Source organism: Rhodoferax sp. (assembly GCF_030653815.1).
In the GTDB taxonomy this organism is placed as follows: Bacteria; Pseudomonadota; Gammaproteobacteria; order Burkholderiales; family Burkholderiaceae_C; genus Rhodoferax.
This window is the reverse complement of the sequence record NZ_JAURYQ010000035.1, coordinates 1-21,255: the sequence shown is the minus strand read 5'-3', so window position 1 is coordinate 21,255 and position 21,255 is coordinate 1. Positions and strand designations below refer to the sequence as shown.

18 protein-coding genes and 1 pseudogene are annotated in these 21,255 nt (G+C 62.9%); 13 read left to right on the top strand and 6 right to left on the bottom strand.

The window, feature by feature from the left end:
• The coding region (locus Q7U49_RS11615) for a vitamin B12 dependent-methionine synthase activation domain-containing protein (RefSeq protein ID WP_304764430.1) at positions 1–2,106 on the top strand (2,106 nt) is incomplete at its 5' end.
• A gap of 24 nt (positions 2,107–2,130) precedes the next feature.
• Here Q7U49_RS11615 and Q7U49_RS11610 read toward each other — a convergent pair.
• Together Q7U49_RS11610 and Q7U49_RS11605 are read right to left on the bottom strand one after the other, a co-directional pair.
• Positions 2,131–3,351: an MFS transporter gene (locus Q7U49_RS11610; RefSeq protein ID WP_304764429.1), complete on the bottom strand. Its 1,221-nt coding sequence runs from the start codon at positions 3,349–3,351 to the stop codon at positions 2,131–2,133.
• Between the two features lie 11 nt (positions 3,352–3,362).
• A complete protein-coding gene (locus Q7U49_RS11605; protein WP_304764428.1) occupies positions 3,363–4,898 on the bottom strand; it encodes a YifB family Mg chelatase-like AAA ATPase in 1,536 nt (511 codons plus the stop codon).
• A 252-nt stretch (positions 4,899–5,150) separates the two neighbouring features.
• On the opposite strand from Q7U49_RS11605, the gene glnK reads away from it, so the two are divergent.
• The 8 genes from glnK to glcF all read left to right on the top strand — a co-directional run bounded on the left by glnK (position 5,151) and on the right by glcF (position 11,742).
• Entirely contained in the window at positions 5,151–5,489 is a 339-nt protein-coding gene (glnK, locus tag Q7U49_RS11600; RefSeq protein ID WP_304764427.1) for a P-II family nitrogen regulator, read from the top strand.
• Between the two features lie 24 nt (positions 5,490–5,513).
• Positions 5,514–7,052, top strand: a complete 1,539-nt coding sequence (amt, locus tag Q7U49_RS11595; protein WP_304764426.1) for an ammonium transporter — start codon at positions 5,514–5,516, stop codon at positions 7,050–7,052.
• A 132-nt stretch (positions 7,053–7,184) separates the two neighbouring features.
• Positions 7,185–8,162 (top strand): SMP-30/gluconolactonase/LRE family protein, encoded by a 978-nt coding sequence (locus Q7U49_RS11590; protein ID WP_304764425.1) that lies wholly within the window; start codon positions 7,185–7,187, stop codon positions 8,160–8,162.
• 112 nt (positions 8,163–8,274) lie between these two features.
• The gene (locus tag Q7U49_RS11585; protein WP_304764424.1) at positions 8,275–8,586 is read left to right on the top strand and encodes a YqjD family protein; all 312 of its coding nucleotides are present in this window, start codon (positions 8,275–8,277) and stop codon (positions 8,584–8,586) included.
• Positions 8,587–8,591: 5 nt separating this feature from the next.
• On the top strand, positions 8,592–8,987 hold the full coding sequence (locus tag Q7U49_RS11580; RefSeq protein ID WP_304764423.1) for a phage holin family protein: 396 nt from the start codon (positions 8,592–8,594) through the stop codon (positions 8,985–8,987).
• On the top strand, positions 8,974–9,264 hold the full coding sequence (locus Q7U49_RS11575) for a YqjK family protein (RefSeq protein WP_304764422.1): 291 nt from the start codon (positions 8,974–8,976) through the stop codon (positions 9,262–9,264). Before Q7U49_RS11580 ends, Q7U49_RS11575 begins: the two co-directional genes overlap by 14 nt.
• A 98-nt stretch (positions 9,265–9,362) precedes the next feature.
• The gene (gene glcE / locus Q7U49_RS11570) at positions 9,363–10,493 is read left to right on the top strand and encodes a glycolate oxidase subunit GlcE (protein WP_304764421.1); all 1,131 of its coding nucleotides are present in this window, start codon (positions 9,363–9,365) and stop codon (positions 10,491–10,493) included.
• A gap of 13 nt (positions 10,494–10,506) precedes the next feature.
• The gene (gene glcF / locus Q7U49_RS11565) at positions 10,507–11,742 is read left to right on the top strand and encodes a glycolate oxidase subunit GlcF (RefSeq protein ID WP_304764420.1); all 1,236 of its coding nucleotides are present in this window, start codon (positions 10,507–10,509) and stop codon (positions 11,740–11,742) included.
• Positions 11,743–11,747: 5 nt separating this feature from the next.
• On the opposite strand, the gene Q7U49_RS11560 is transcribed toward glcF, so the two are convergent.
• The 4 genes from Q7U49_RS11560 to Q7U49_RS11545 all read right to left on the bottom strand — a co-directional run bounded on the left by Q7U49_RS11560 (position 11,748) and on the right by Q7U49_RS11545 (position 17,557).
• On the bottom strand, positions 11,748–12,392 hold the full coding sequence (locus Q7U49_RS11560; RefSeq protein ID WP_304764419.1) for an aspartate/glutamate racemase family protein: 645 nt from the start codon (positions 12,390–12,392) through the stop codon (positions 11,748–11,750).
• Positions 12,389–14,971 carry a TRAP transporter permease gene (locus Q7U49_RS11555; RefSeq protein ID WP_304764418.1) on the bottom strand — a complete coding sequence of 861 codons (2,583 nt, stop codon included), beginning with the start codon at positions 14,969–14,971 and terminating at the stop codon, positions 12,389–12,391. The genes Q7U49_RS11560 and Q7U49_RS11555 overlap by 4 nt, the downstream gene beginning before the upstream one ends.
• A gap of 97 nt (positions 14,972–15,068) precedes the next feature.
• Positions 15,069–16,043: a TAXI family TRAP transporter solute-binding subunit gene (locus Q7U49_RS11550; protein ID WP_370653997.1), complete on the bottom strand. Its 975-nt coding sequence runs from the start codon at positions 16,041–16,043 to the stop codon at positions 15,069–15,071.
• A gap of 146 nt (positions 16,044–16,189) precedes the next feature.
• A complete protein-coding gene (locus Q7U49_RS11545) occupies positions 16,190–17,557 on the bottom strand; it encodes an aspartate aminotransferase family protein (RefSeq protein WP_304764416.1) in 1,368 nt (455 codons plus the stop codon).
• Between the two features lie 116 nt (positions 17,558–17,673).
• Between Q7U49_RS11545 and Q7U49_RS11540 the strand changes: the two genes are divergently transcribed.
• The 4 genes and pseudogenes from Q7U49_RS11540 to Q7U49_RS11525 form a co-directional block, all read left to right on the top strand.
• The gene (locus Q7U49_RS11540) at positions 17,674–18,564 is read left to right on the top strand and encodes a D-amino acid aminotransferase (protein WP_304764415.1); all 891 of its coding nucleotides are present in this window, start codon (positions 17,674–17,676) and stop codon (positions 18,562–18,564) included.
• On the top strand, positions 18,561–19,289 hold the full coding sequence (locus tag Q7U49_RS11535) for a nucleotidyltransferase family protein (RefSeq protein ID WP_304764414.1): 729 nt from the start codon (positions 18,561–18,563) through the stop codon (positions 19,287–19,289). The genes Q7U49_RS11540 and Q7U49_RS11535 overlap by 4 nt, the downstream gene beginning before the upstream one ends.
• A gap of 22 nt (positions 19,290–19,311) precedes the next feature.
• A complete protein-coding gene (locus tag Q7U49_RS11530; protein ID WP_304764413.1) occupies positions 19,312–20,700 on the top strand; it encodes an aminopeptidase P N-terminal domain-containing protein in 1,389 nt (462 codons plus the stop codon).
• A gap of 279 nt (positions 20,701–20,979) precedes the next feature.
• Positions 20,980–21,240, top strand: a pseudogene (locus Q7U49_RS11525) (transposase); the annotation flags it as partial.
• Positions 21,241–21,255: the final 15 nt, after the last annotated feature.

Below are 21,255 nucleotides of genomic sequence, written 5' to 3'. Positions count from 1 at the left end.
TTCATCAACGCCACGCGCTGGATCAAGCAGCACCTGCCGGGCGCCAAGGTCAGCGGCGGTGTGTCGAACGTGTCGTTCAGCTTCCGCGGCAACGACCCGGTGCGCGAAGCCATCCACACGGTGTTTTTGTACCACGCCATCCAGGCCGGCATGGACATGGGCATCGTCAACGCTGGCATGGTCGGCGTTTATGACGACCTGGAACCCGAACTGCGCACACGTGTCGAAGACGTGGTGCTGAACCGCCGCCCGGATGCGGGTGAGCGCCTGGTCGAGATTGCCGAAGGGGCAAAAAGCGAGGCCAGGGACGACAGTAAAAAACTCGAATGGCGCGGCACCCCGGATCACCCGGTGGGTGTGGAACAGCGCCTGAGCCACGCCATGGTGCACGGCATCACCGACTTCATTGTCAGTGACACCGAAGAAGCCTACCAGGCCATTGTGACCAGGGGCGGGCGGCCGCTGCATGTGATCGAGGGTCCACTGATGGCCGGCATGAGCATCGTCGGCGATCTGTTTGGTCAAGGCAAGATGTTTTTGCCGCAGGTGGTGAAAAGCGCACGTGTCATGAAACAGGCGGTGGCGCACCTGATCCCGTACATCGAAGAAGAAAAGCGCCTGGACGAGGCCGCCGGTCGTGACGTGCAGACCAAGGGCAAGATCATCATCGCCACGGTCAAGGGCGACGTGCATGACATTGGCAAGAACATCGTCACCGTGGTGCTGCAATGCAACAACTTTGACGTGGTCAACATGGGTGTGATGGTGCCGGCCCACGAAATTCTGGCACGCGCCAAGGCCGAGGGTGCCGACATCATCGGCCTGTCGGGTCTGATCACACCCAGCCTGGAAGAAATGGCCTATGTGGCGACCGAGATGCAAAAGGACGATTACTTCCGTCTGCGCAAAATGCCGCTGCTGATTGGCGGCGCCACCACCAGCCGGGTTCATACCGCCGTCAAGATTTCACCGCACTACGACGGCCCGGTGGTCTATGTGCCCGATGCCTCGCGCAGCGTGGGCGTGGCGCAAAGCTTGTTGGGCGAAGGCGCGCCGGCCTTCGTGGCCGAACTGACCACCGATTACGAACGTGTGCGCCAGCAGCACGCCAACAAGAAACAAATCCCGCTGTGGCCGCTGGCCAGGGCCCGCGCCAACAAGACACCCGTCGACTGGACGGGCTACCAGCCGACCGCGCCGAAGTTCATCGGCAAGCGCATCTTCAAGAACTTTGATCTGGGTGAATTGGCGGGCTTCATCGACTGGGGTCCGTTCTTCCAGACCTGGGACCTGGCCGGGCCGTTCCCGGCGATTCTGGACGACGAAGTGGTGGGCGTTGAGGCCAGAAAAGTGTATGCCGACGGCCAGGCCATGCTGAAGAAAATTGTCGAGGGCCGCTGGCTGACCGCCAATGGCGTGCTGGGCATTTACCCTGCCAACAGCGTCAATGACGACGACATCGAGTTGTACACCGACGAGACCCGCAGCACCGTGGCCATGACCTGGTACGGCCTGCGCCAGCAGGCGGCCAAGGAAGAGATCGACGGCGTCATGCGCCCAAGCCGCTGCCTGGCTGACTTTGTGGCGCCAAGAGCCGTCAACAAGGACTACGTCGGCGTCTTTGCCGTCACCGCAGGCATCGGCAGCGAGAAAAAGGAAGCCCAGTTCCTGGCCGCCCACGACGACTACAGCGCCATCCTGTTCAAGTCGCTGGCCGACCGGCTGGCCGAAGCCTTCGCCGAATGCCTGCACAAAAAGGTCCGTACCGACCTGTGGGGCTATGCAGCCCATGAGTCCCTGGCGGCCAATGACCTGATTGCCGAGAAGTACCAGGGCATCCGCCCGGCGCCCGGCTACCCGGCCTGCCCCGACCACAGCGTGAAGAAAGACATGTTTGCCTTGCTGCAATGCGAAGACATCGGCATGGGCCTGACGGAAAGCCTGGCCATGAACCCGGCAGCGAGCGTCAGCGGTTTCTACATCGGCCACCCCGACAGCACGTATTTCAGCGTCGGCAAGATCGGCGACGACCAGCTCCGGGACCTGGCTGCGCGCCGCGGCATGAACGAGCGCGACCTGCAGCGCCTGCTGGCACCCAATTTGTAAAGGCCCGGAACCCGCCGACCCCTGTCAAGCGATCAAGCCCGTCCGCCGAAAACTCAAGCGTTGCGCCATCATCAGGGCGCCCACGCCCAGCACGCTCAAGCCCAGTAACAGCCACAGCCCGTGGCTGTAACCGGCTTGGGGCGACCACATCACACCCAGCAGCAGCGGCGCCGCTGCCCGCGCCAGCGCCAGCGGCACACCCAGGGCGCCGTTGAGCGTGGCGACATGCTCGCGGCTCACGTAATAAGCGATGGCCGTGCCCTTGACGATGGTGAGCATGCCATTGCCGAGCCCGTAGATCAGCACAAACAGGCCCACTGCCGCCACTTGCCAGGGTGCCAGCATGGGCGCCAGCAGCAGAACCAGCACGGCCAGTGGAATCAGCAGCGGCACCAAGCGGTTCACCCGGTGCAGGTCGGCATGGTGCTCAAAGAAATACAACAGCAAACGGCCCAGCACCTGCGCCACGCCAATGGCGGCGGGCAGCGCAATCACCCAGAACTCGGGCAGGCCGTTTTCACGCAACAAACTCACCATGTGGGTCGGAATGGCCACGGTGACCGACATCATCACCACCGTGAAAACACCCACCAACAGAAATGGCGCGCTGCGCAACAGCGGCCCCAAGCCGGGCACAGGCCCAGCGGTCGGATGCTCAGACGTCCGCACCGGCACCGGCGCCCCGCGCAGGCCAAACCAATGCAGCGGCGCGCACACCAGCAAGTGCAGCAAGGCCAAACTCAACAGGGCGTCACGCCAGCCCAGGTGATGCATGAGCCAGGCGGTCAGCGGAATGAATACCGTGCTGGCCAGGCCGCCCAAAAAAGTCAGCGTGATGATGGCGCGGCGAAAGTCATGCGGAAACCGCCGCGTCAGCAGGGCAAAGGCGGGCGAGTACAACACCGCCGCCATGGCCGCCCCCAACAGCAACCAGACCGCATACAAACCCGCCAGGTTGCTCACCACGCTGTGCAGCCCCAGGCCCAGACCCGCCAGCAGGGAACCGGCGGTCATGACGGCGCGCTCATGGCCCCGGTCGATCCAGCGGCCCACCGGGTAGGCCATCAGCCCCTCGGCAAGCAAGCCCAGACTGAACGCCAGCGAGACCTGGGCGCGGCTCAGGCCCAAATCACGCTCCAGTGGCTCGATCAGCAGGGAAAACAGGTAGAAAACACTGCCCCAACTGATGAGTTGCGCCAGCGACAGGCGCAGCACAAAGTTGGCATTAAAGCGCGTCGACGACATGATTACCCAGCCTAGGCAGCGCGCAAAGCCCGCCGGTACTGCATGGCTTCGGCCACATGCGTGACCTGGGTGCTGTGGGCACCGGCCAGGTCGGCAATGGTGCGCGCCACCTTGAGCGCACGGTGCGTGCTGCGTGCCGACCAGCCCAGGCGCGTGGCTGCCACGTTGAGAAATTTGGCGGCTGCCTCATCCAGCAACAGATGCTGTTCCAGCGCCTGCCCCTGTAACGCCTGGTTGGCCACCCCCTGTCGCGCCACCGAGCGCGCGCGTGCCGCACCACAGCGGGCGCGGATGTCAGCGCTGGACTCACCGGCGGGCGCCTGCAGCAGTTCGGTGCTGGCCACGGCGGGCACGTCCACATGCAGGTCAATACGGTCAATCAACGGGCCACTCAGCTTGGCCTGGTAGCGCGCCACTTGGTCAGGGGTACAGCGGCAACTCTTTTGCGTCGAGCCCAGGTAGCCGCAGGGGCAGGGGTTCATGGCGGCAATCAACTGGAACTGCGCCGGAAAGTCGGCACGGCGCGCCGCCCTTGAGATGGTGATGCGCCCAGTCTCAAGCGGCTCGCGCAGAGCCTCGAGTGCGGCGCGGGAGAATTCGGGAAATTCGTCAAGGAACAGCACGCCATGGTGCGCCAGCGAAATTTCGCCTGGGCGCGGCGGCGACCCGCCACCCACCAGCGCCACTGCACTGGCGGTGTGATGCGGGTGGCAGGTGGGCCGCTGGCCCCATTGCGCCAGCGCAAAACGGCCGCCCAAGCTGGCAATGGCCGCACTTTGCAGCGCCTCGTCGGTGCTCATGGGCGGCAGCAGGCCGGCAAAACGCTGCGCCAGCATCGACTTGCCGGAGCCCGGCGGCCCGGTGAGCAACAGGCTGTGGCCCCCGGCGGCGGCAATTTCGAGCGCGCGTTTGGCGCCCAGTTGACCCTTGACATCGGCCAGGTCGAGGTAATTTGCTTCCTGCAATCGGGGTGCCGCACTGACGCGGCTCCAACCGCTGGCGGGCTCCGGCGCGGGTGCATCCGCCGCTTGCGGCAGGAAATGCTGGACCACGTCGAGCAAATGTCGCGCCCGATAGACGTGGGCATCAGGCACCAGCGCAGCTTCTTCGGCGCTGCCGGGTGGCAACACGAGTCGGGTCACGACATGGCTGGCGTGCAGGGCCAGGCTCATCGCCAGTGCGCCACGCACCGCACGCAACTCGCCCGACAGCGACAGTTCACCGGCAAATTCATAGCCTGCCAGTTGGCCGGCATCGATCTGGCCACTGGCCGCCAGAATGCCCAGGGCGATCGGCAAGTCAAAGCGGCCGGAGTCCTTGGGCAGGTCGGCCGGCGCCAGATTCACGGTTATTTTTTTGTTGCCGGGAAATTCGAGCCCGGAATTTTGCAGCGCCGAGCGCACCCGCTCGCGTGCTTCCTTGACCTCCACGTCGGCCAGACCCACCAGCGTGAAGCTGGGCAAACCATTGGCCAGATGCACCTCGACCGTGACGGACGCAGCCTCCAGCCCCAGCAAGGCCCGGCTTTGCACCAAAGACAAACTCATGGCGTCTCCTCGCTTTTAAAAGTGCGTTTGCCACCAACAGACAAACAAGATATGCACTCTTTTGGTGCAAGCTGTTTTTTTATACAGATATCTTAGCGCAAAGCGTCGACTGCTTGGCACGGTGGTTGATCTGCGGCATCAAATAAATCTGGCACGAACCCTGCTTATCAAGCCTGTCCATTTAACCGTTGGAGGGCTTATGAAGCTTCACCCCCCTGGCATCAATGACGTTTACCTATCCAAGGAGTCTGCATGAAACTTGTTACCGCCATCATCAAACCCTTCAAGCTCGATGAAGTGCGCGAAGCGCTCTCCAGCATCGGCGTGCAGGGCATCACCGTCACCGAAGTCAAAGGCTTTGGTCGGCAAAAAGGCCACACCGAACTCTACCGCGGTGCTGAATACGTGGTCGATTTTTTACCCAAAGTCAAGATAGAAGCCGCCGTGGCAGACGAACTGATTGACCAGGTCATCGAAACCATCGAAGGCGCGGCCCGCACCGGCAAGATTGGCGACGGCAAGATTTTCGTCAGCCCCATCGAGCAGGTCATCCGCATTCGCACCGGTGAAACCGGGGTGGAAGCGCTCTAAACAACCCGACTTGAGATCACCATCATGAAAAAACTACTTGCCTCCCTCACCCTGGGTTTGAGTCTGTTGCTTGGCGGCGCGGCCTTGGCCCAGACCCCAGCGACACCCGCCGCCTCTGAAGCCGCCCCGGTCGCGGCCATGGCCGAAGCCACGCCGGCTGAGGCCCCCGCTGCCGCGCCTGCGGCTGCATCCGCTGCGCCGGCCGTTGCCGAAGCCGCTCCCGCCCCGGTCCCCAACAAGGGCGACACCGCCTGGATGATGGTCTCCACCCTGCTGGTGATTTTGATGACCGTGCCTGGCCTGGCACTGTTCTATGGCGGCCTGGTTCGCTCCAAGAACATGCTGTCGGTGCTGATGCAGGTCATGGTCACGTTCTCAATGATCGTGGTGCTGTGGTTCATCTACGGCTACAGCCTGGCCTTCACCGAGGGCAACGCGTTCTTTGGCGGCTTTGACCGGCTCTTCATGGCCGGCGTCTGGGACAACGCGGCAGGCACCTTTGCCAATGGCGCCACTTTCAGCAAGGGCGTGGTTATTCCCGAAATCGTGTTTGCCGCCTTCCAGGCCACGTTTGCCGGCATCACCGGCGCACTGATCGTGGGTGCCTTTGCCGAACGCATGAAGTTTGCCGCCGTGCTGATGTTCATGGTGCTGTGGTTCACCTTCAGCTACGCCCCGATTGCCCACATGGTGTGGTTCTGGATGGGCCCTGACGCCTACACCGCCGCCGACCTGGTCGATGGCCTCAATGCCAAAGCCGGTTACATCTGGCAGACTGGCGCGCTCGACTTTGCCGGCGGCACCGTGGTGCACATCAACGCCGCTGTGGCTGGCCTGGTGGGCGCCTACATGGTGGGCAAGCGGATCGGCTACGGCAAGGAATCCATGGCCCCGCACAACCTGACGCTGACCATGGTGGGCGCGTCGCTGCTGTGGGTGGGCTGGTTTGGTTTCAATGCAGGCTCGGCACTGGAAGCCAACGGCTTTGCCGCACTGGCCTTCATCAACACCTTCGGCGCCACGGCCGCTGCGGTACTGGCCTGGTGTATTGGTGAGGCGCTGATGCGTGGCAAGGCGTCCATGCTGGGTGCAGCCTCCGGTTGTGTGGCGGGTCTGGTGGCGATCACCCCGGCCGCCGGCAACGTCGGCATCGGTGGTGCTCTGATCATTGGTTTCCTGGCGGGCTTTGCCGGTCTGTGGGGCGTGAACGGCCTGAAGAAGCTGCTCGGTGCTGACGACTCGCTCGACGTCTTTGGTGTGCACGGCGTCTGCGGCATTTTGGGTGCGGTCCTGACCGGTGTCTTCAACAGCCCGGCCCTGGGCGGCCCCGGCTACGTGGCCGATTGGGTCACGGCCTCCATGGTGACACCGGAAAACTACTCCATCGCCTCGCAAGTCTGGGTGCAAACCAAGGCCGTGCTGACGACCGTGATCTGGTCGGGCGTGGTGTCTTTCATTGCCTTCAAGATTGTTGACCTGACAATTGGTCTGCGCGTCTCCGAAGAGCATGAGCGCGAAGGTCTGGATGTCACATCGCACGGCGAGACGGCCTACAGCCGTTGATCAGAGAGAGGGCTGCCGGCATCAGGGGCTGGCAGCCTTGAAATCAGTATTTCCTTGAACTCCAAAACCCACCCAGCTTCGGCTGCGGTGGGTTTTTTTCTTATGCCAGACAAAGCAAGCACAATAGCCAACATGATCCCCAACCCCGCTTACGGGCCAGAAGCCTGGCAAACCGTCACCCCGCACATCGCCGCGCTGGGCGAATCGCCATTTTGGCACCCGCATGAGCAGATGCTGTACTGGGTCGACATTTCAGGCAAGCAGATTTTGCGCGCCAATATCTACATGGGCACGGTCGAAACCTGGGACCTGCCCAGCGAGCCCGGTTGCATGGCTCCGGCCGCCAGCGGCGGCCTGGTGATGGCGCTGCGCGATGGCGTCTTTCGCGCCCACACCTGGGGCGGGCCGCTGCAGCTGCTTGCCAGGCTCGACTATGACCCCAGCCACATGCGCGCCAATGACGGCAAGTGCGATGCGCTGGGTCGCTTCTGGGTGGGCACCATCGACGAAACGCGCTCGCTCAAGAACGCGGGGCTTTATTGCATCGACGCCCGAAACCTGGCCAACACCGGCACCCCTCTGGTGCGCTGCATGGTCAGCCCGACCGACCAGCCCGCCACCACCGCCAACGGCCTGGCCTGGAGCCCCGACAACCGCACCCTGTACTGGGCCGACACACCCAGCCACACGGTGTGGGCCTGGGACCATGAGCAGGCAGAAAACACCTTGAGCAAGCGCCGCGTCTTTGCCAGCTTCAAAGCCAAGCCCGAGGGCTGGGTGTCAAATGCGCTGGACGCCAACAACGGCCACTACCGCGGCCGCCCGGACGGTGCTGCCGTGGATGTGCAGGGCAACTACTGGGTCGCCATGTTCGAGGGTCGCAGAGTGTGCCAGTTTGCGCCTGATGGCAGCCTGCTGGCCGAGTTTGCCGTGCCGCTGCAATGCCCGACCATGCCATGTTTTGGTGGCGAAGACCTCAAGACCCTGTACCTCACCAGTGCCCGCCACCACCGCAGCGCCGCAGAGCTGGTGGCCTTTCCGCTGTCTGGCAGCGTGCTGTCGATGCGGGTGGACGTGGCCGGTTTGCCGGTCAACTTTTTCCAGGACTGATCATCATGACATTTGTCAAATCTGGTGCAACTAAAAAAACCACAAACGCACCTGTCATTCCCACACGGGACTAAACTGAAACGTCCCGTTATCAACTCTCAGGAGAACCACCATGTCAGACGCCCTTCAACACAGCAAAGACAAACTCATGGACGATCTGCACCAGGGCATTGCCGATGCAGAAGAGTTGCTGAAGCTCACCGCCAACCAGGCCGGTGAAAGCGCAGCCCAATTGCGTGAGCGTGTGCGCAACCGCATGAGCCAGGCCAAGACCGAGTTGGTCCATCTGCAACAAGCCACGGTAGAAAAAGCCAAGGCCGCCGGCCACGCCACCGACGTGTATGTGCATGAGAACCCGTGGAAAGCCATCGGCGTTGCGGCCGGTATCGGCGTGGTGATCGGCCTGCTGATCAGCCGCCGCTAAAGCGCATGCCAGGCGAAAACGCCGGTCTGTTTGGCCAGCTGCAGCAGTCCCTGGGCAGTGTCATTGAACTCGTGCGGGTTCGACTGGCGTTGCTCGGTACCGAGCTCGGTCTGGAAAAGCAGCGCCTGGCCACGGGCTTGTTCTGGGGTGCGGTCGCCTTCATGAGCCTGACTGTGGCGGCCGTGCTGTTTTGCGGTTTTGTCATCTTGCTGCTATGGGACGGCTACCGACTGGCCGCCGTCGGCGTTCTGGCCTTGCTGTTTTTGGGAGCGGGTCTGTACCTGCTGCAAGTCGCGCAGCGTCGGCTGGGTGCCGGGTCCAACCTGTTCAGCGCCAGCCTGACCGAACTGGAACGCGACCGCACCAGTTTCACCGCCAACGCGCCGCATGAACCCCGATGAGCTTCAGCTGCGCCAGCAACGCCTGCTGATTCGCAGCACCGAACTGCGCCTGCAACTGCGCGACCAATTCGACAGCCTGCAGCGGCCGGCGGCCGTGGCGGATCAGGTCAAGGCCGGTGCAAGCTGGCTTTACCAGCACCCGCAGTGGCCCGCCGCCGTGTTGGCGCTGTTGTTGATCCTCAAGCCGCGTCGGGCGCTGGCCTGGAGCGGCAAGCTTTGGTGGCTCTGGAAATCGTCTCGTCTGCTGCGTCATTTGCGCAACACCCTGCTGACCTAACCGCGCAATTTTTCGAACACGCGGTGTTCAAAAAATTCAATGCGGCATTCATGACTTGTGTTCTACCATCGGGGCCGTCGTCTTACCTGTGAACACCCATGGACACCGCCCTGCAACACCTCATTGACCAAATCAACGCCGCGGCTGCGCAGCGCACCCCCTTGCGCATTCGCGGTGGCGGCAGCAAAGACTTCTACGGCGAAACACCGCAGGGCGAGCTGCTCGACACCACGGCTTATCGCGGCATCGTCAGCTACGAACCCTCCGAACTGGTGGTCACGGTGCGCACCGGCACCCCCCTGGCTGAACTCGAAGCCGCGCTGGCGGAAAAAGGCCAGTGCCTGGCGTTTGAGCCGCCCCGCTTTGGCGCTGCCAAGGGCACCTGCGGCGGCATGGTGGCCGCCGGCCTGAGCGGCCCGGCCCGCGCCAGCGTGGGAAGCGTGCGCGACTATGTGCTGGGCATTGAGCTCGTCAACGGGCGCGGCGAGCAGCTCACCTTTGGCGGCCAGGTCATGAAAAACGTGGCCGGCTACGACGTCTCACGCCTGATGGTGGGGGCCATGGGCACACTGGGCCTGCTGACCGACATCTCGCTCAAGGTCTTGCCGGTGGCGCCGGCCGAAGCCACGCTGGTGTTTGAACTCGACCAGGCCAGTGCCCTGGCGCAACTGCACCGTTGGGGAGCGCAGCCGGTGCCGCTCAATGCCAGTTGTTGGGTGCGCGATGACAGCGCCGCCAACACTCCCGAACTGCTGTTTGTGCGCCTGCGTGGCGCCATCGCCGCGGTGGAATCCGCCTGCACCAAAATGCTGGCCGATGTGCCCGGTTGCCGCATGGATAACGCCCAGGCCGGGGCCGACTGGACCGCTTGCCGCGACCTGAAATTGCCATTCTTCAACCCGGCGACAGCAGAACCCATGGCCTTGTGGCGCCTGAGCGTGCCGCAAACTGCGCCGGTGCTGGACCTGCCCTGGCCCCAGCTGGTCGAATGGCATGGCGGCCAGCGCTGGCTGCGGGCGCCAGTGTCGGCACGCGAACAACTGCGCCAGGCCGCCAGCGCCGTCGGCGGCTCCGCCAGTCTTTTCATGGCGGCCAGCGACACCGCCACGGGCCCCAAAAACTGCTTCAGCCCCTTGACGCCCGCCGTCGACCACATCCACCGCCGCCTGAAAGCCGAATTTGACCCGGCAGGCATCTTCAACCCGGGTCGCATGTACGCCGACATCTAAACACCTCAAGCCCATGCAAACCCAACTCGCTCCCCAATACCAGGGCACGCCCGACGGCCAGGCGGCCGAAGCCATTCTGCGCAAATGCGTGCACTGCGGTTTTTGCACCGCCACCTGCCCGACCTACCAGTTGCTGGGTGATGAGCTCGACGGTCCGCGCGGTCGCATCTATCTGATGAAACAGGTTCTGGAAGGCGCGGTGCCCACGCGCAAGACCCAGGCGCACCTCGACCGCTGCCTGACCTGCCGCAACTGCGAAACCACCTGCCCCAGTGGCGTGCAATACGGCCACTTGCTCGACATCGGGCGCAAGCTGGTCGACGCCCAGGTGCCGCGCCCTGGGGCTGAGCGCGCGCTGCGCTGGGCCTTGAAAGAAGGCCTGCCGTCGCCGCTGTTTGGCCCGGCCATGGCCATGGGCCAGCTGGTGCGGCCACTCTTGCCCCATGCGTTAAAGAACAAGGTGCCAGCCAAAAAGGATGCCGGCGCAACGCCCACTCGGCAACTTGCGCGCCAGGTGCTGGTGCTCGCAGGGTGCGTGCAACCCGCCATGAGCCCGAACATCAACAGCGCCACGGCGCGGGTGTTTGATGCGGCAGGTATCCAGTGCGTGGTGGCGGCCAAGGCGGGCTGCTGCGGCGCCGTCAAGTTTCACCTGAACGACCAGGATGGCGGCATGGCGCAAATGCGCGCCAACATCGACGCCTGGTGGCCGCACATCGAGGCCGGCGTGGAAGGCATTGTGATCAACGCGTCGGGCTGCGGCGTGACCGTGAAAGACTACGGCCACATCCTGCACAACGACCCGGACTACGCCGCCAAGGCGCAGCGCGTGAGTGAACTCTGCAAGGACGTCAGTGAATGGCTGCCCGAGCTGGCAGGCAAGCTCAAGGACCGGGTCTCGGGCAGCGCCAGCCGCATCGCCTTTCATCCGCCGTGCTCGATGCAACATGGCATGCAGCTGCGCGGCGGCGTCGAGAAATACATGGGCGAACTGGGTTTCAACGTCAAGACCACGGGCTGCGAGGCCCACCTGTGCTGCGGCTCGGCCGGCACCTACAGCGTGCTCAACCCGACGATTTCCTACCAGCTGCGCGACCGCAAACTGGGCAACCTGGCCACCACTTTTGGCGACCAGGCACCCGAACAAATCGTGTCAGCCAACATCGGCTGCATCACCCACCTGCAAAGCGGCACTGACACACCCGTGCGGCACTGGATCGAAGTGCTCGACGAAGCGCTGCAAAAATAAACCGTTCAAGCTGCCAAGCGCTGGCGCAACACGCGCACCGCGCTGGCGGGCGTGGTCAGCACCGGCAGTTGCAGCGCCTGGCGCACCGCCGCCTCAGAACGCGCCATGCTGAACTGGGCCAGCGCAATCACCTCACAGCCTTGCTGCTGCAACCAGCGCGCGGCCTCAACCACCCGGGCGTCGTGGCCTGCGGTGTCGCCCTGATTGAGCGCATCCAGCGCACCCTCAGCCAAGCGCGTCACCAAGGCCGTGCCAGCTGGAAACTCGGCCGGCATCGAGACCAAGGTCGGCGCAAATGAGGCAATCAGCCCGACACGTTGTCCCGTCGCCACCGCCTCGGCCACCATGGCTTCGTTGGGCTTGAGCACCGGCATGTGGGTGCGCCGCGCGGCCACGGCGTCAATGCACGCTCCAAAGGCCGAGCAGGTGAACAAAATAGCCTCGGCGCCGGTGCCCTCGGCATAAGACGCCAGCGCCTCAAAGCGCTGGTGCATGGCCGCATCAAGCCCGCGCCCGCTGCGCGCCAGGTCGGCTGAGAGGCTGTCGTCAAGCAGGTTCATGCGCTCACAGTCGGGCCAGGCGCGCGCCATCTCGGCGTTGATGGGCGCCACCGAGTGCGCCAAGGCATGGATCAGCGCGACCCGGGTCATGGCTTGGATTTGCGGGCGCGCGCGCGCTGCAGGCCAATCACCAGCAACAACAGGGCGATGGCGGGCAGGAACATCCATTCCTTGGCGGGTCGATCGGCCGGTATTTCCGCCGAGACGATGCGGAAACCCTGCTCCATGCCCAGTTTTTCAGCACGGCTGCCAAAGCGCACCTGCGTGATCAACAGCGCATCACCCTGCGCCATCACGTTGACGCCGGCGCTGGCAAAGCGTTCGCGCGCCGTGCCCTTGGGGCCCAGCGGCAGCAGCACACCCTTGCGGATGTCCTTGCCGTTGATATTGGTGCCCTCGATCCAGATGCGCTTGCCGGCATTGGCGGGTTGCGCTTCAATCAACTGGCTGATTTGTGCCGCCGGGACTTCGTCAAACGGCGGGTGAACCATGTCCCACCAGTAACCCGGCCGGAACAGCGTGAACGTGACCAGCAGCAACGCAATGCTTTCATACCAGCGCGACTTCACCAGGAAAAAGCCCTGCGTCGCAGCAGCAAATATCAGCATGGCCACGGTGGCACTGACCACCGTCAAAATCAGATGCAGCGGCCCGCTCAGGCCGATCATCAGCAACTGGGTATTGAAGATGAACAAGAAAGGCAAAATGGCCGTGCGCATGCTGTAGAAAAATGCCGTGATGCCGGCCTTGATCGGGTCGCAGCGCGCAATGGCCGCCGCGGCAAATGAGGCCAAGCCCACCGGTGGTGTCACGTCGGCCATCAAGCCAAAGTAAAAAACAAACAGATGCACCGCAATCAAGGGCACGATCAGGCCGCTTTGCGCGCCCAGTTCCACCACCACCGGCGCCATCAGCGTGGAAACCACGATGTAGTTGGCCGTGGTCGGCAGGCCCATGCCCAAAATCAGGCTGATGACCGCCACCAGCACCAGCATCAGCATCAAGTTACCGCCCGACAGCAGTTCGACAATCTCGGTCATGACCAGGCCGATGCCGGTGAGCGACACCGTGCCCACGATGAGGCCGGCCGCCGCCGTGGCCACACCGATGCCGATCATGTTGCGCGCCCCGATGGCCAAGCCATCGATCAGGTCAAGCACACCCTGGCCTGCCGCTTGGCCCAAATCGCCCCGGCCGCGGAACCAGGCAATGATGGGTTTTTGCGTCAACATGACAAAAATCATGAACATCGTGGCCCAGAAGGCCGACAGACCGGGCGACATTTGCTCCACCATCAGGCACCAGATCAACACCACCACAGCCAGCAGGTAATGCAGGCCGGATTTGACGGTGGGGCCGGTTTCTGGCAGCTCGAACACCTGGGCATTCGGGTCATCAAGCGCCAACTCGGGCTGCCGGGCGCCAAACCACAACAAGCCGACATAAGCCGCCAGCAAGCCCACACCCACCACCCAGACTGCCGAGTCACCCATGACCGTCTTGATCCAACCAATGCCCCAGTAGACCGCGCCCGACAGGACGATAAAACCGGCCACGGTCATGCCAAACGACAGCAGGCGCGAGCCCGCTGAAGCCGTGCTGCGCCGCGGCAATCCCACCATATTGACCTTGAGCGCCTCGAGGTGAACGATGTAGAGCAGGGCGATGTAGGAAATGATGGCCGGCAGAAAGGCGTGCTTCATGACCTCGATGTAGGGAATGCCCACGTACTCCACCATCAGGAAAGCCGCCGCGCCCATCACCGGTGGCATCAACTGGCCGTTGACCGAGCTCGACACCTCGACAGCGGCTGCCTGGTCCGGGCGGTAACCGACCCGCTTCATGAGCGGAATGGTGAAGGTGCCGGTGGTCACCACGTTGGCGATCGACGAGCCCGAAATGATGCCGGTCGCCGCCGACGACAGCACCGCGGCCTTGGCCGGGCCACCCCGCATGTGACCGAGCAGGGCAAAAGCCGACTTGATGAAATAGTTACCCGCGCCGGCCTTGTCCAGCAAGGAGCCAAACAGCACAAACAGGAAGATGAAGCTGCTGGACACACCCAGCGCCACGCCAAACACACCCTCGGTGGTGAGCCACTGGTGGCTCATGGCGCGGTTCAGTGAGAAGCCGCGGTGGGCAATCATGTCGGGCATGAACGGGCCGCCAAAGGTGTAGCCCAGAAAAACCAGCGCCACGATCACCATCGGCAAACCCAGCACCCGGCGCGTGGCCTCCAGCAGCAGCACGATGCCGACCAGACCGGTGTAGACGTCCATGGTCGTCGGTTGGCCCGGGCGGGTCGCCAATTCGCGGTAGAACACAAAAAGATAGACCGCACAAAACGTGCCGACGATGGCAAAAATCCAGTCGGTCAATGGCACCTGGTCGCTGCGTGAGCGCTTGAAAGCCGGGTAGGACATGAAGGACAGGAACACGGCAAAGCCGAGGTGGATGGCCCGCGTTTCGGTGTCATTGAACACCAGCACGCCGGTGCTGAACGGCAGCGGCGACGCAATCCACAACTGAAACAGCGACCAGGCCAGCGCCACGTACAGCAGAAAACGTTTCATCACCGGGCCGGGGTTGCGCGCGCCGGTGTCGTTGTCAGCGACAAATTTCTCAACATCAATCTCTGGCACGTTGTCGTGAGCCGTTGCTGATTTCATAAGCATTTCTTCATCAAAGTGTTGTTATCAACAAAAAAGCTCTGACAGGTCAGAGCTTTTTTGCGGCCGTGGTCCGAAGACGCTCAGCTTGGCCGGATTACATCCAGCCTTTTTCCTTGTAGTACTTCACAGCACCGGGGTGCAAGGGTGCCGACAAACCGTCCTTGATCATATTTTTGGGGTTCAGGCCGATGAACGCCGGGTGCAGTTTCTTGAACTCGTCAAAATTCTCGAACACCGCCTTGACCAGTTCGTACACGGTGGCATCAGGCACCTTGGCCGAGCTCACGAACGAGGCCAGCACGCCGTAGGTGCGGGTCGGGTTGGGGTGACCCGCATACAAGCCGCCCGGAATATCCACTGCAGCGTAGTAGCTGTTGGCCTTGACCAGCTTGTCCACCGCGGGGCCGGCGATCGTCACCAGTTTGGCGCCGCAGGTGGTGATGGGGTCCTGAATGTTGGCGCTGGGGTGACCGACACCGTAGAAGAAGGCGTCGATCTTGTTATCACACAGCGCGGCACCGTGCTCGTCGGCCTTGAGCTCGGCAGCCAGACCAAAGTCGCTGGTTTTCCAGTTCATGGCGACCAGCAATTCATCCATGGCGGCGCGGCTGCCCGAGCCGGGGTTGCCCACGTTCATGCGTTTGCCCTTGAGGTCTTCGAACTTGGCCACATTGGCTTCCTTGCGGGCCAGCACCGTGAAGGGCTCGGGGTGAATGGAGAACACAGCGCGCAGGTCGGCGTGTTTGCCGTCTTTTTCGAACTGCTTGGCACCGTTGAAAGCGTTGTACTGCACGTCAGACTGCGACACGCCAAAGTCAAGCTCGCCGGCCTTGATGGTGTTGATGTTCACCACCGACCCCCCGGTGGACTCCACCGAGCAGCGGTAGCCGTGCTTGGCGCGGTCCTTGTTGACCAGGCGGCAAATGGCGCCACCGGCGGCGTAGTACACGCCCGTGACACCACCGGTGCCAATGGTCATGAATTTTTGCTGCGCCTGAACGCTGCTCACGGGGGCCATCAGGGCGGCGGCAGCGGCGATGGCGCTGACAACGAGGGACAATTTTTTCATGGGATCTCCAGTAATAAAAAATTTCAAACGGCCTAAACGCTTTCGGTTTAAAGACTGCGACATCTTAGATCAAAGACTGGCTCCCCGTTGTTTTAAAGACTAAATAGTAACCCTGCCTTTTCATGCAATTTATGCATATTTCGGTCTCAGAAGGGCATGGACGCATCAATGGCCTGAGCCAGCCGCGCCACGATCAGCGCCAACTCATCCTCGCTGGCAATGAAAGGCGGGGCCAGCAAAATGTGGTCGCCGCAGCGTCCGTCCACCGTGCCACCCATCGGGTAACACATCAGGCCCAGTGCCATCGCCTCGCGTTTGACGCGGGCGTGTAATTTGAGCGCCGGGTCAAACCACTGGCGTGACGCGCGGTCGGCCACCAATTCCAGGCCCCAGAACAAACCGCGGCCACGGATGTCACCCACATGGGGGTGGTCGGCAAACGCCCGCTGCAGCAAGCCGTGCAGCGTCTGGCCACGCGCCTGTACTTGCGCCACCAGGCCGTCGCGCGCAATGACGCGCTGCACCGCCAGCGCCGCCGCACAGGCCACGGCGTGGCCCAGGTAGGTGTGGCCATGCTGAAACAGGCCACTGCCGGCCCGAAACGCATCGACCAGCTTCTTCTGCGCCAGCACAGCCCCAATCGGCTGGTAACCCCCACCCAGGCCCTTGGCAATGGCCAGCAAATCAGGCACCACGCCGTCAAACTCGCAGGCGTGCAAGGTGCCAGTGCGGCCCATGCCACACATCACCTCGTCCAGAATCAGCAAAATGCCGTGGCGGTCGCAAAGTTCCCGAATGGCCTTGAAATAACCCGGCACCGCAGTCAACACGCCGGCGGTAGCGCCGCCCACGGTTTCGGCCACAAAGGCCATGACGTTTTCCGGCCCCAGGCGCTCAAAAGCTTGTTCAAGCTCGGCCACCAGGCGCTGACCATAGGCTTCCGGCGTTTCATCTGCTGCGCGGTCGCGGTACTCGTAGCAGGGCGCGACATGGGTCACGTCCATCAGCAGCGGCTGGAACTGGGCGCGGCGCCATTCGTTGCCACCCACCGCCAGCGCGCCCAGAGTGTTGCCGTGGTAGCTTTGCCGCCGCGCCACAAAGTGGCGCCGTTGCGGCTGGCCGATTTCGACAAAATACTGCCGCGCCATCTTGAGCGCCGCCTCCATGGCCTCCGAGCCACCACTGACAAAGTAGGCGTGGCTCATGCCACTCGGGGCCGAGGCGATCAGCACGTCCGCCAGTTCCTCTGCCACGTCGGTGGTGAAAAAGCTGGTGTGGGCATAGGCCAGCCGGTCGATCTGAGCGTGCATGGCGGCCAGCACCTCGGGGTGGCCGTGGCCCAGGCAGGACACGGCGGCCCCCCCGCAGGCGTCCAGGTAAGTCTTGCCGCTGGCGTCCGTCAGGGTGATGCCCTGGCCCGACACGGCCAGCGGCAAATGGTGCTGCAACTGGCGGTGAAAGACGTGGGTGGTGTCGGGGTCAATCTTTGTGGCGGGGTGTGTGGCTGTGTTCATGGTGGTGTGAGGCAAAAGCAATGGTGCGCAAAATCGGCAAGTGACAGGGCGAGTATAAAAACCCTTCTTTCAACTGCAGCATGATTGACCTCATCGGACATGCGCATAATTCGCCCATGACTACTTTACCTCCCCTGCCTTGTTACCTCAACGGTGAATTCACCCTGCTGCCCGATGCCAAGATCAGCGTGATGGACCGTGGCTTCATTTTTGGCGACGGCGTCTACGAAGTGGTGCCCGCCTATGGCGGCCAGTTGTTCCGCTTTGCCGAGCACATGGCCCGGCTCGACCGCAGCCTGGCCGAACTGCGCATCACCAACCCGCTGACACGCGCCCAATGGGCCGAGGTGGCGCAGCAGTTGATGACTACCTTTGCCACCGCCCAAGGCGTTGGCACCGACGCGCTGGACCAGCTGATCTACATCCAGATCACGCGCGGCGTGGCCATGCGCGACCACGTCATGCCCACCGGCATCACGCCCACCGTGTTTGTCATGACCAACACCATGAAACTGCCCACCGAGGCGCAGCGCAGCCAGGGCGTGGCCTGTGTCACGGCCGACGACTTCCGTTGGGAAAAGGCGCACATCAAGAGCACCAGCCTGCTGGGCGCGGTGTTTGCGCGCCAGATCAGCTTTGACGCCGGCGCCCTGGAAACCGTGATGTTCCGCGACGGCTTTTTGAGCGAGGCCGCCGCCAGCAACGTCTGGGTGGTCAAGGGCGGCAAGGTACTGGGCACCCCCAAAGACAGTCTGGTTTTAGAGGGCATTCGCTACGGCCTGATCGAAGAAATTTGCCGTGCCCGCGGCATTCCGTTCGAGTTGCGCCGCGTCAGCCGCGAAGAAGTGCAAGACGCCGACGAGTTGCTGTTGTCCTCGGCCACCAAGGAAGTGCTGCCAGTCACTTTGCTCGACGGACGACCGGTTGGCAGCGGCCGGCCCGGTCCGGTGTACGCCCAATTGATAGCTGGCTACAGCGAGGCCAAGGCGCAGTCCCGGCCAGCATGAGTCGCCCGGCCACCGCCATGCTGCTGGCCGCCGGCCGTGGCGAACGCATGCGCCCGCTCACCGACAGTTGCCCCAAGCCCTTGCTGAAAGTGCAGGGCAAGGCACTGATGCACTGGCAGCTGGAAGCCCTGCAGCGCGGCGGCTGCGAGCAGGTGGTGGTCAACACCGACTGGCTGGCCGAGCAGATCGTGCAGGCCAACCATCCACCCGGCCTGGCCCTGCGCTACTCGCACGAAGGCCATGACTTTGGCGGTGCACTGGAAACCGCGGGTGGCATTGTGCGGGCACTGCCCCAGCTCGACGAGGTGTTCTGGGTGTTGGCGGCCGATGTCTTCACGCCCGGTTTTGAGTTCAACCAACACGCCGTCGAGCGTTTTACCGCCAGCGACAAGCTGGCCCACCTGTGGCTGGTGCCCAACCCGGCGCACAACCCTGGCGGCGACTTTGGCCTGCAAATGATGGCTGATGGCCCGGCGCTGGCGCTGAACCTGAACAAAGGTGACCCGCGTCCACGTTTTACCTTTTCCACCATCGGCCTGTACCGCCGCGCCCTGTTCGAGGCGCCGTGGTGTGCCATTGCGCCGGGCAACCCGCAAGGCGTCAAAGCGCCATTGGCCCCGCTGTTGCGCCACGCCATGGACCAGGGCCGGGTGTCGGCCGAGCTGTACACCGGCCCCTGGACCGACGTTGGCACGCCACAGCGGCTGGCCGAACTCAATACCTGACCCCTCGCATCTGGAAGCTGCTATGAATACCAACGCCCTCTACGCCCAACGCCGCGCCCTGCTTGCCCAAAAAATGGGCGCGGGCGGGGTAGCCATCATTCCCACGGCACCCGAGCAGCAGCGCAATCGCGACAGCGACTTTCCGTACCGGGCGGACAGCTATTTTTATTACCTGACCGGTTTTACCGAGCCCCAAGCCTGGCTGGTGGTGACCGGTGACGGCACCTCAACGCTGTTTTGCCAGCCCAAGGACATGGAGCGAGAAATCTGGGACGGTTATCGGCTCGGACCCACGTCTGCACCTGAGCAGCTGGGGCTGGAGGCCGCGTATTCTGTGGCCGAACTCGATGCCCAATTGCCGGGCCTGATCGACGGTCGCGAGGCTATCTGGTACCCGTTTGCCACCCACAAGGGGCTGGAGACGCGCATTGACAGCTGGCTGGGCGGCCTGCGTGCCCGCGTGCGTTATGGTGCGCTGTGCCCGAAAACCCAGCACGACCTGTGCGGTGTGCTGGACGAAATGCGGCTGGTCAAGGATCGGTTCGAACAAGCCACCATGTTGCGCGCCGGACAAATCAGCGCGGGCGCCCACATTCGTGCCATGCAACTCAGCGCCAACATGCTGCGCGCCGGCCAGGAGGTGCGCGAATACCACCTGGAGGCTGAACTATTGCACGAATTCCGCCGCCACGGCGCGCAATCGCCGGCCTACGGCTCGATCGTGGCCGCCGGCGCCAACGCCTGTGTGCTGCATTACCGTGCCGACCGCGGCCTGGTTCGGAGCGGTGAACTGGTGCTGATCGATGCCGCCTGCGAGCTCGATGGTTATGCCAGCGACATCACCCGGACCTTCCCGGCCAATGGCGTCTTTAGCGGCCCGCAGCGCGCGCTGTACGAGCTGGTACTGGCCTCACAAGAAGCGGCCATTGCCGCCACCAAGGCTGGCGCGCGCTTTACCGACCCGCACGACGCCGCGGTCAAGGTGTTGGCGCAAGGCATGCTCGATGTCGGCCTACTCGACCACAACAAGGTCGGCAGCCTGGACGACGTGATCGAAAAACGCGCCTACTTTCAGTTTTACATGCACCGCACCGGCCACTGGATCGGCATGGACGTGCACGACTGCGGCGACTACACCGAACCCAGCGAAATCGGCCAGGTGAGCACACGCCAGGACGCCCTCACTGGCGCCACCATCAAGGACCGCCCGGCGCGTATTTTGCGAGCCGGCATGGCGCTGACCATCGAACCCGGCATTTACGTACGCCCGGCCGACGGTGTGCCAGAGCAATTCCACAACATCGGCATCCGCATTGAAGACGATGCCATCATCACAAACGACGGCTGCACCCTGCTGACCCGCGAAGTGCCGGTGGGCGCGGCCGAGATTGAGGCGCTGATGCGGGGGTGACCGGGAAGTCCGATCAATTGGCTGGCGGGGAAACGTAGCCAATCAGGCCTTTTTTATGGAAGCTTATTGCGGTTACTCCTGAAATCATAAATTTTCGTGACGATCTGATTCACACCTGTTGCGGGTGGGTTTGCCGCGATTGGGAAGAATTAACTATTTTGGTTTCGTAGCCCATCGGTTGCGTTCTTCAGTACCCGTAAATGAACATCAAGTGCCTGGGTAATCCCCCCGATAAATCAAAGGCGCCAGAAGTAGAATTTTCTTAAAAGGAAGTTCTACATGAAGAAATCGAGATTTACCGACAGCCAGATCATGGATGCGCTCAAGCGCGTGGAGGCTGGATTGCCCGTACCAGAGCTGTGCCGAGACATGGGCATCAGCACCGCCACATTTTACAAATGGCGAGCCAAGTACGGCGGCATGGACACCTCCATGATGAGCCGCATGAAAGAGCTTGAAGAAGAGAACCGGCGCCTCAAGAAGCTGTATGTCGAGGCCCAACTCAAGGCTGACATCGTGGCCGAGGCACTCGCAAAAAAGTGGTGAGGCCGTCTC

Bases quoted from the DNA above. Each gene is read 5' to 3' on its own strand.
- Q7U49_RS11610 (WP_304764429.1), bottom strand. From the start codon at position 3,351: ATGTCGTCGACGCGCTTTAATGCCAACTTTGTGCTGCGCCTGTCGCTG.
- Q7U49_RS11605 (WP_304764428.1), bottom strand. From the start codon at position 4,898: ATGAGTTTGTCTTTGGTGCAAAGCCGGGCCTTGCTGGGGCTGGAGGCT.
- glnK (WP_304764427.1), top strand. From the start codon at position 5,151: ATGAAACTTGTTACCGCCATCATCAAACCCTTCAAGCTCGATGAAGTG.
- amt (WP_304764426.1), top strand. From the start codon at position 5,514: ATGAAAAAACTACTTGCCTCCCTCACCCTGGGTTTGAGTCTGTTGCTT.
- Q7U49_RS11590 (WP_304764425.1), top strand. From the start codon at position 7,185: ATGATCCCCAACCCCGCTTACGGGCCAGAAGCCTGGCAAACCGTCACC.
- Q7U49_RS11585 (WP_304764424.1), top strand. From the start codon at position 8,275: ATGTCAGACGCCCTTCAACACAGCAAAGACAAACTCATGGACGATCTG.
- Q7U49_RS11580 (WP_304764423.1), top strand. From the start codon at position 8,592: ATGCCAGGCGAAAACGCCGGTCTGTTTGGCCAGCTGCAGCAGTCCCTG.
- Q7U49_RS11575 (WP_304764422.1), top strand. From the start codon at position 8,974: ATGAACCCCGATGAGCTTCAGCTGCGCCAGCAACGCCTGCTGATTCGC.
- glcE (WP_304764421.1), top strand. From the start codon at position 9,363: ATGGACACCGCCCTGCAACACCTCATTGACCAAATCAACGCCGCGGCT.
- glcF (WP_304764420.1), top strand. From the start codon at position 10,507: ATGCAAACCCAACTCGCTCCCCAATACCAGGGCACGCCCGACGGCCAG.
- Q7U49_RS11560 (WP_304764419.1), bottom strand. From the start codon at position 12,392: ATGACCCGGGTCGCGCTGATCCATGCCTTGGCGCACTCGGTGGCGCCC.
- Q7U49_RS11555 (WP_304764418.1), bottom strand. From the start codon at position 14,971: ATGAAATCAGCAACGGCTCACGACAACGTGCCAGAGATTGATGTTGAG.
- Q7U49_RS11550 (WP_370653997.1), bottom strand. From the start codon at position 16,043: ATGAAAAAATTGTCCCTCGTTGTCAGCGCCATCGCCGCTGCCGCCGCC.
- Q7U49_RS11545 (WP_304764416.1), bottom strand. From the start codon at position 17,557: ATGAACACAGCCACACACCCCGCCACAAAGATTGACCCCGACACCACC.
- Q7U49_RS11540 (WP_304764415.1), top strand. From the start codon at position 17,674: ATGACTACTTTACCTCCCCTGCCTTGTTACCTCAACGGTGAATTCACC.
- Q7U49_RS11535 (WP_304764414.1), top strand. From the start codon at position 18,561: ATGAGTCGCCCGGCCACCGCCATGCTGCTGGCCGCCGGCCGTGGCGAA.
- Q7U49_RS11530 (WP_304764413.1), top strand. From the start codon at position 19,312: ATGAATACCAACGCCCTCTACGCCCAACGCCGCGCCCTGCTTGCCCAA.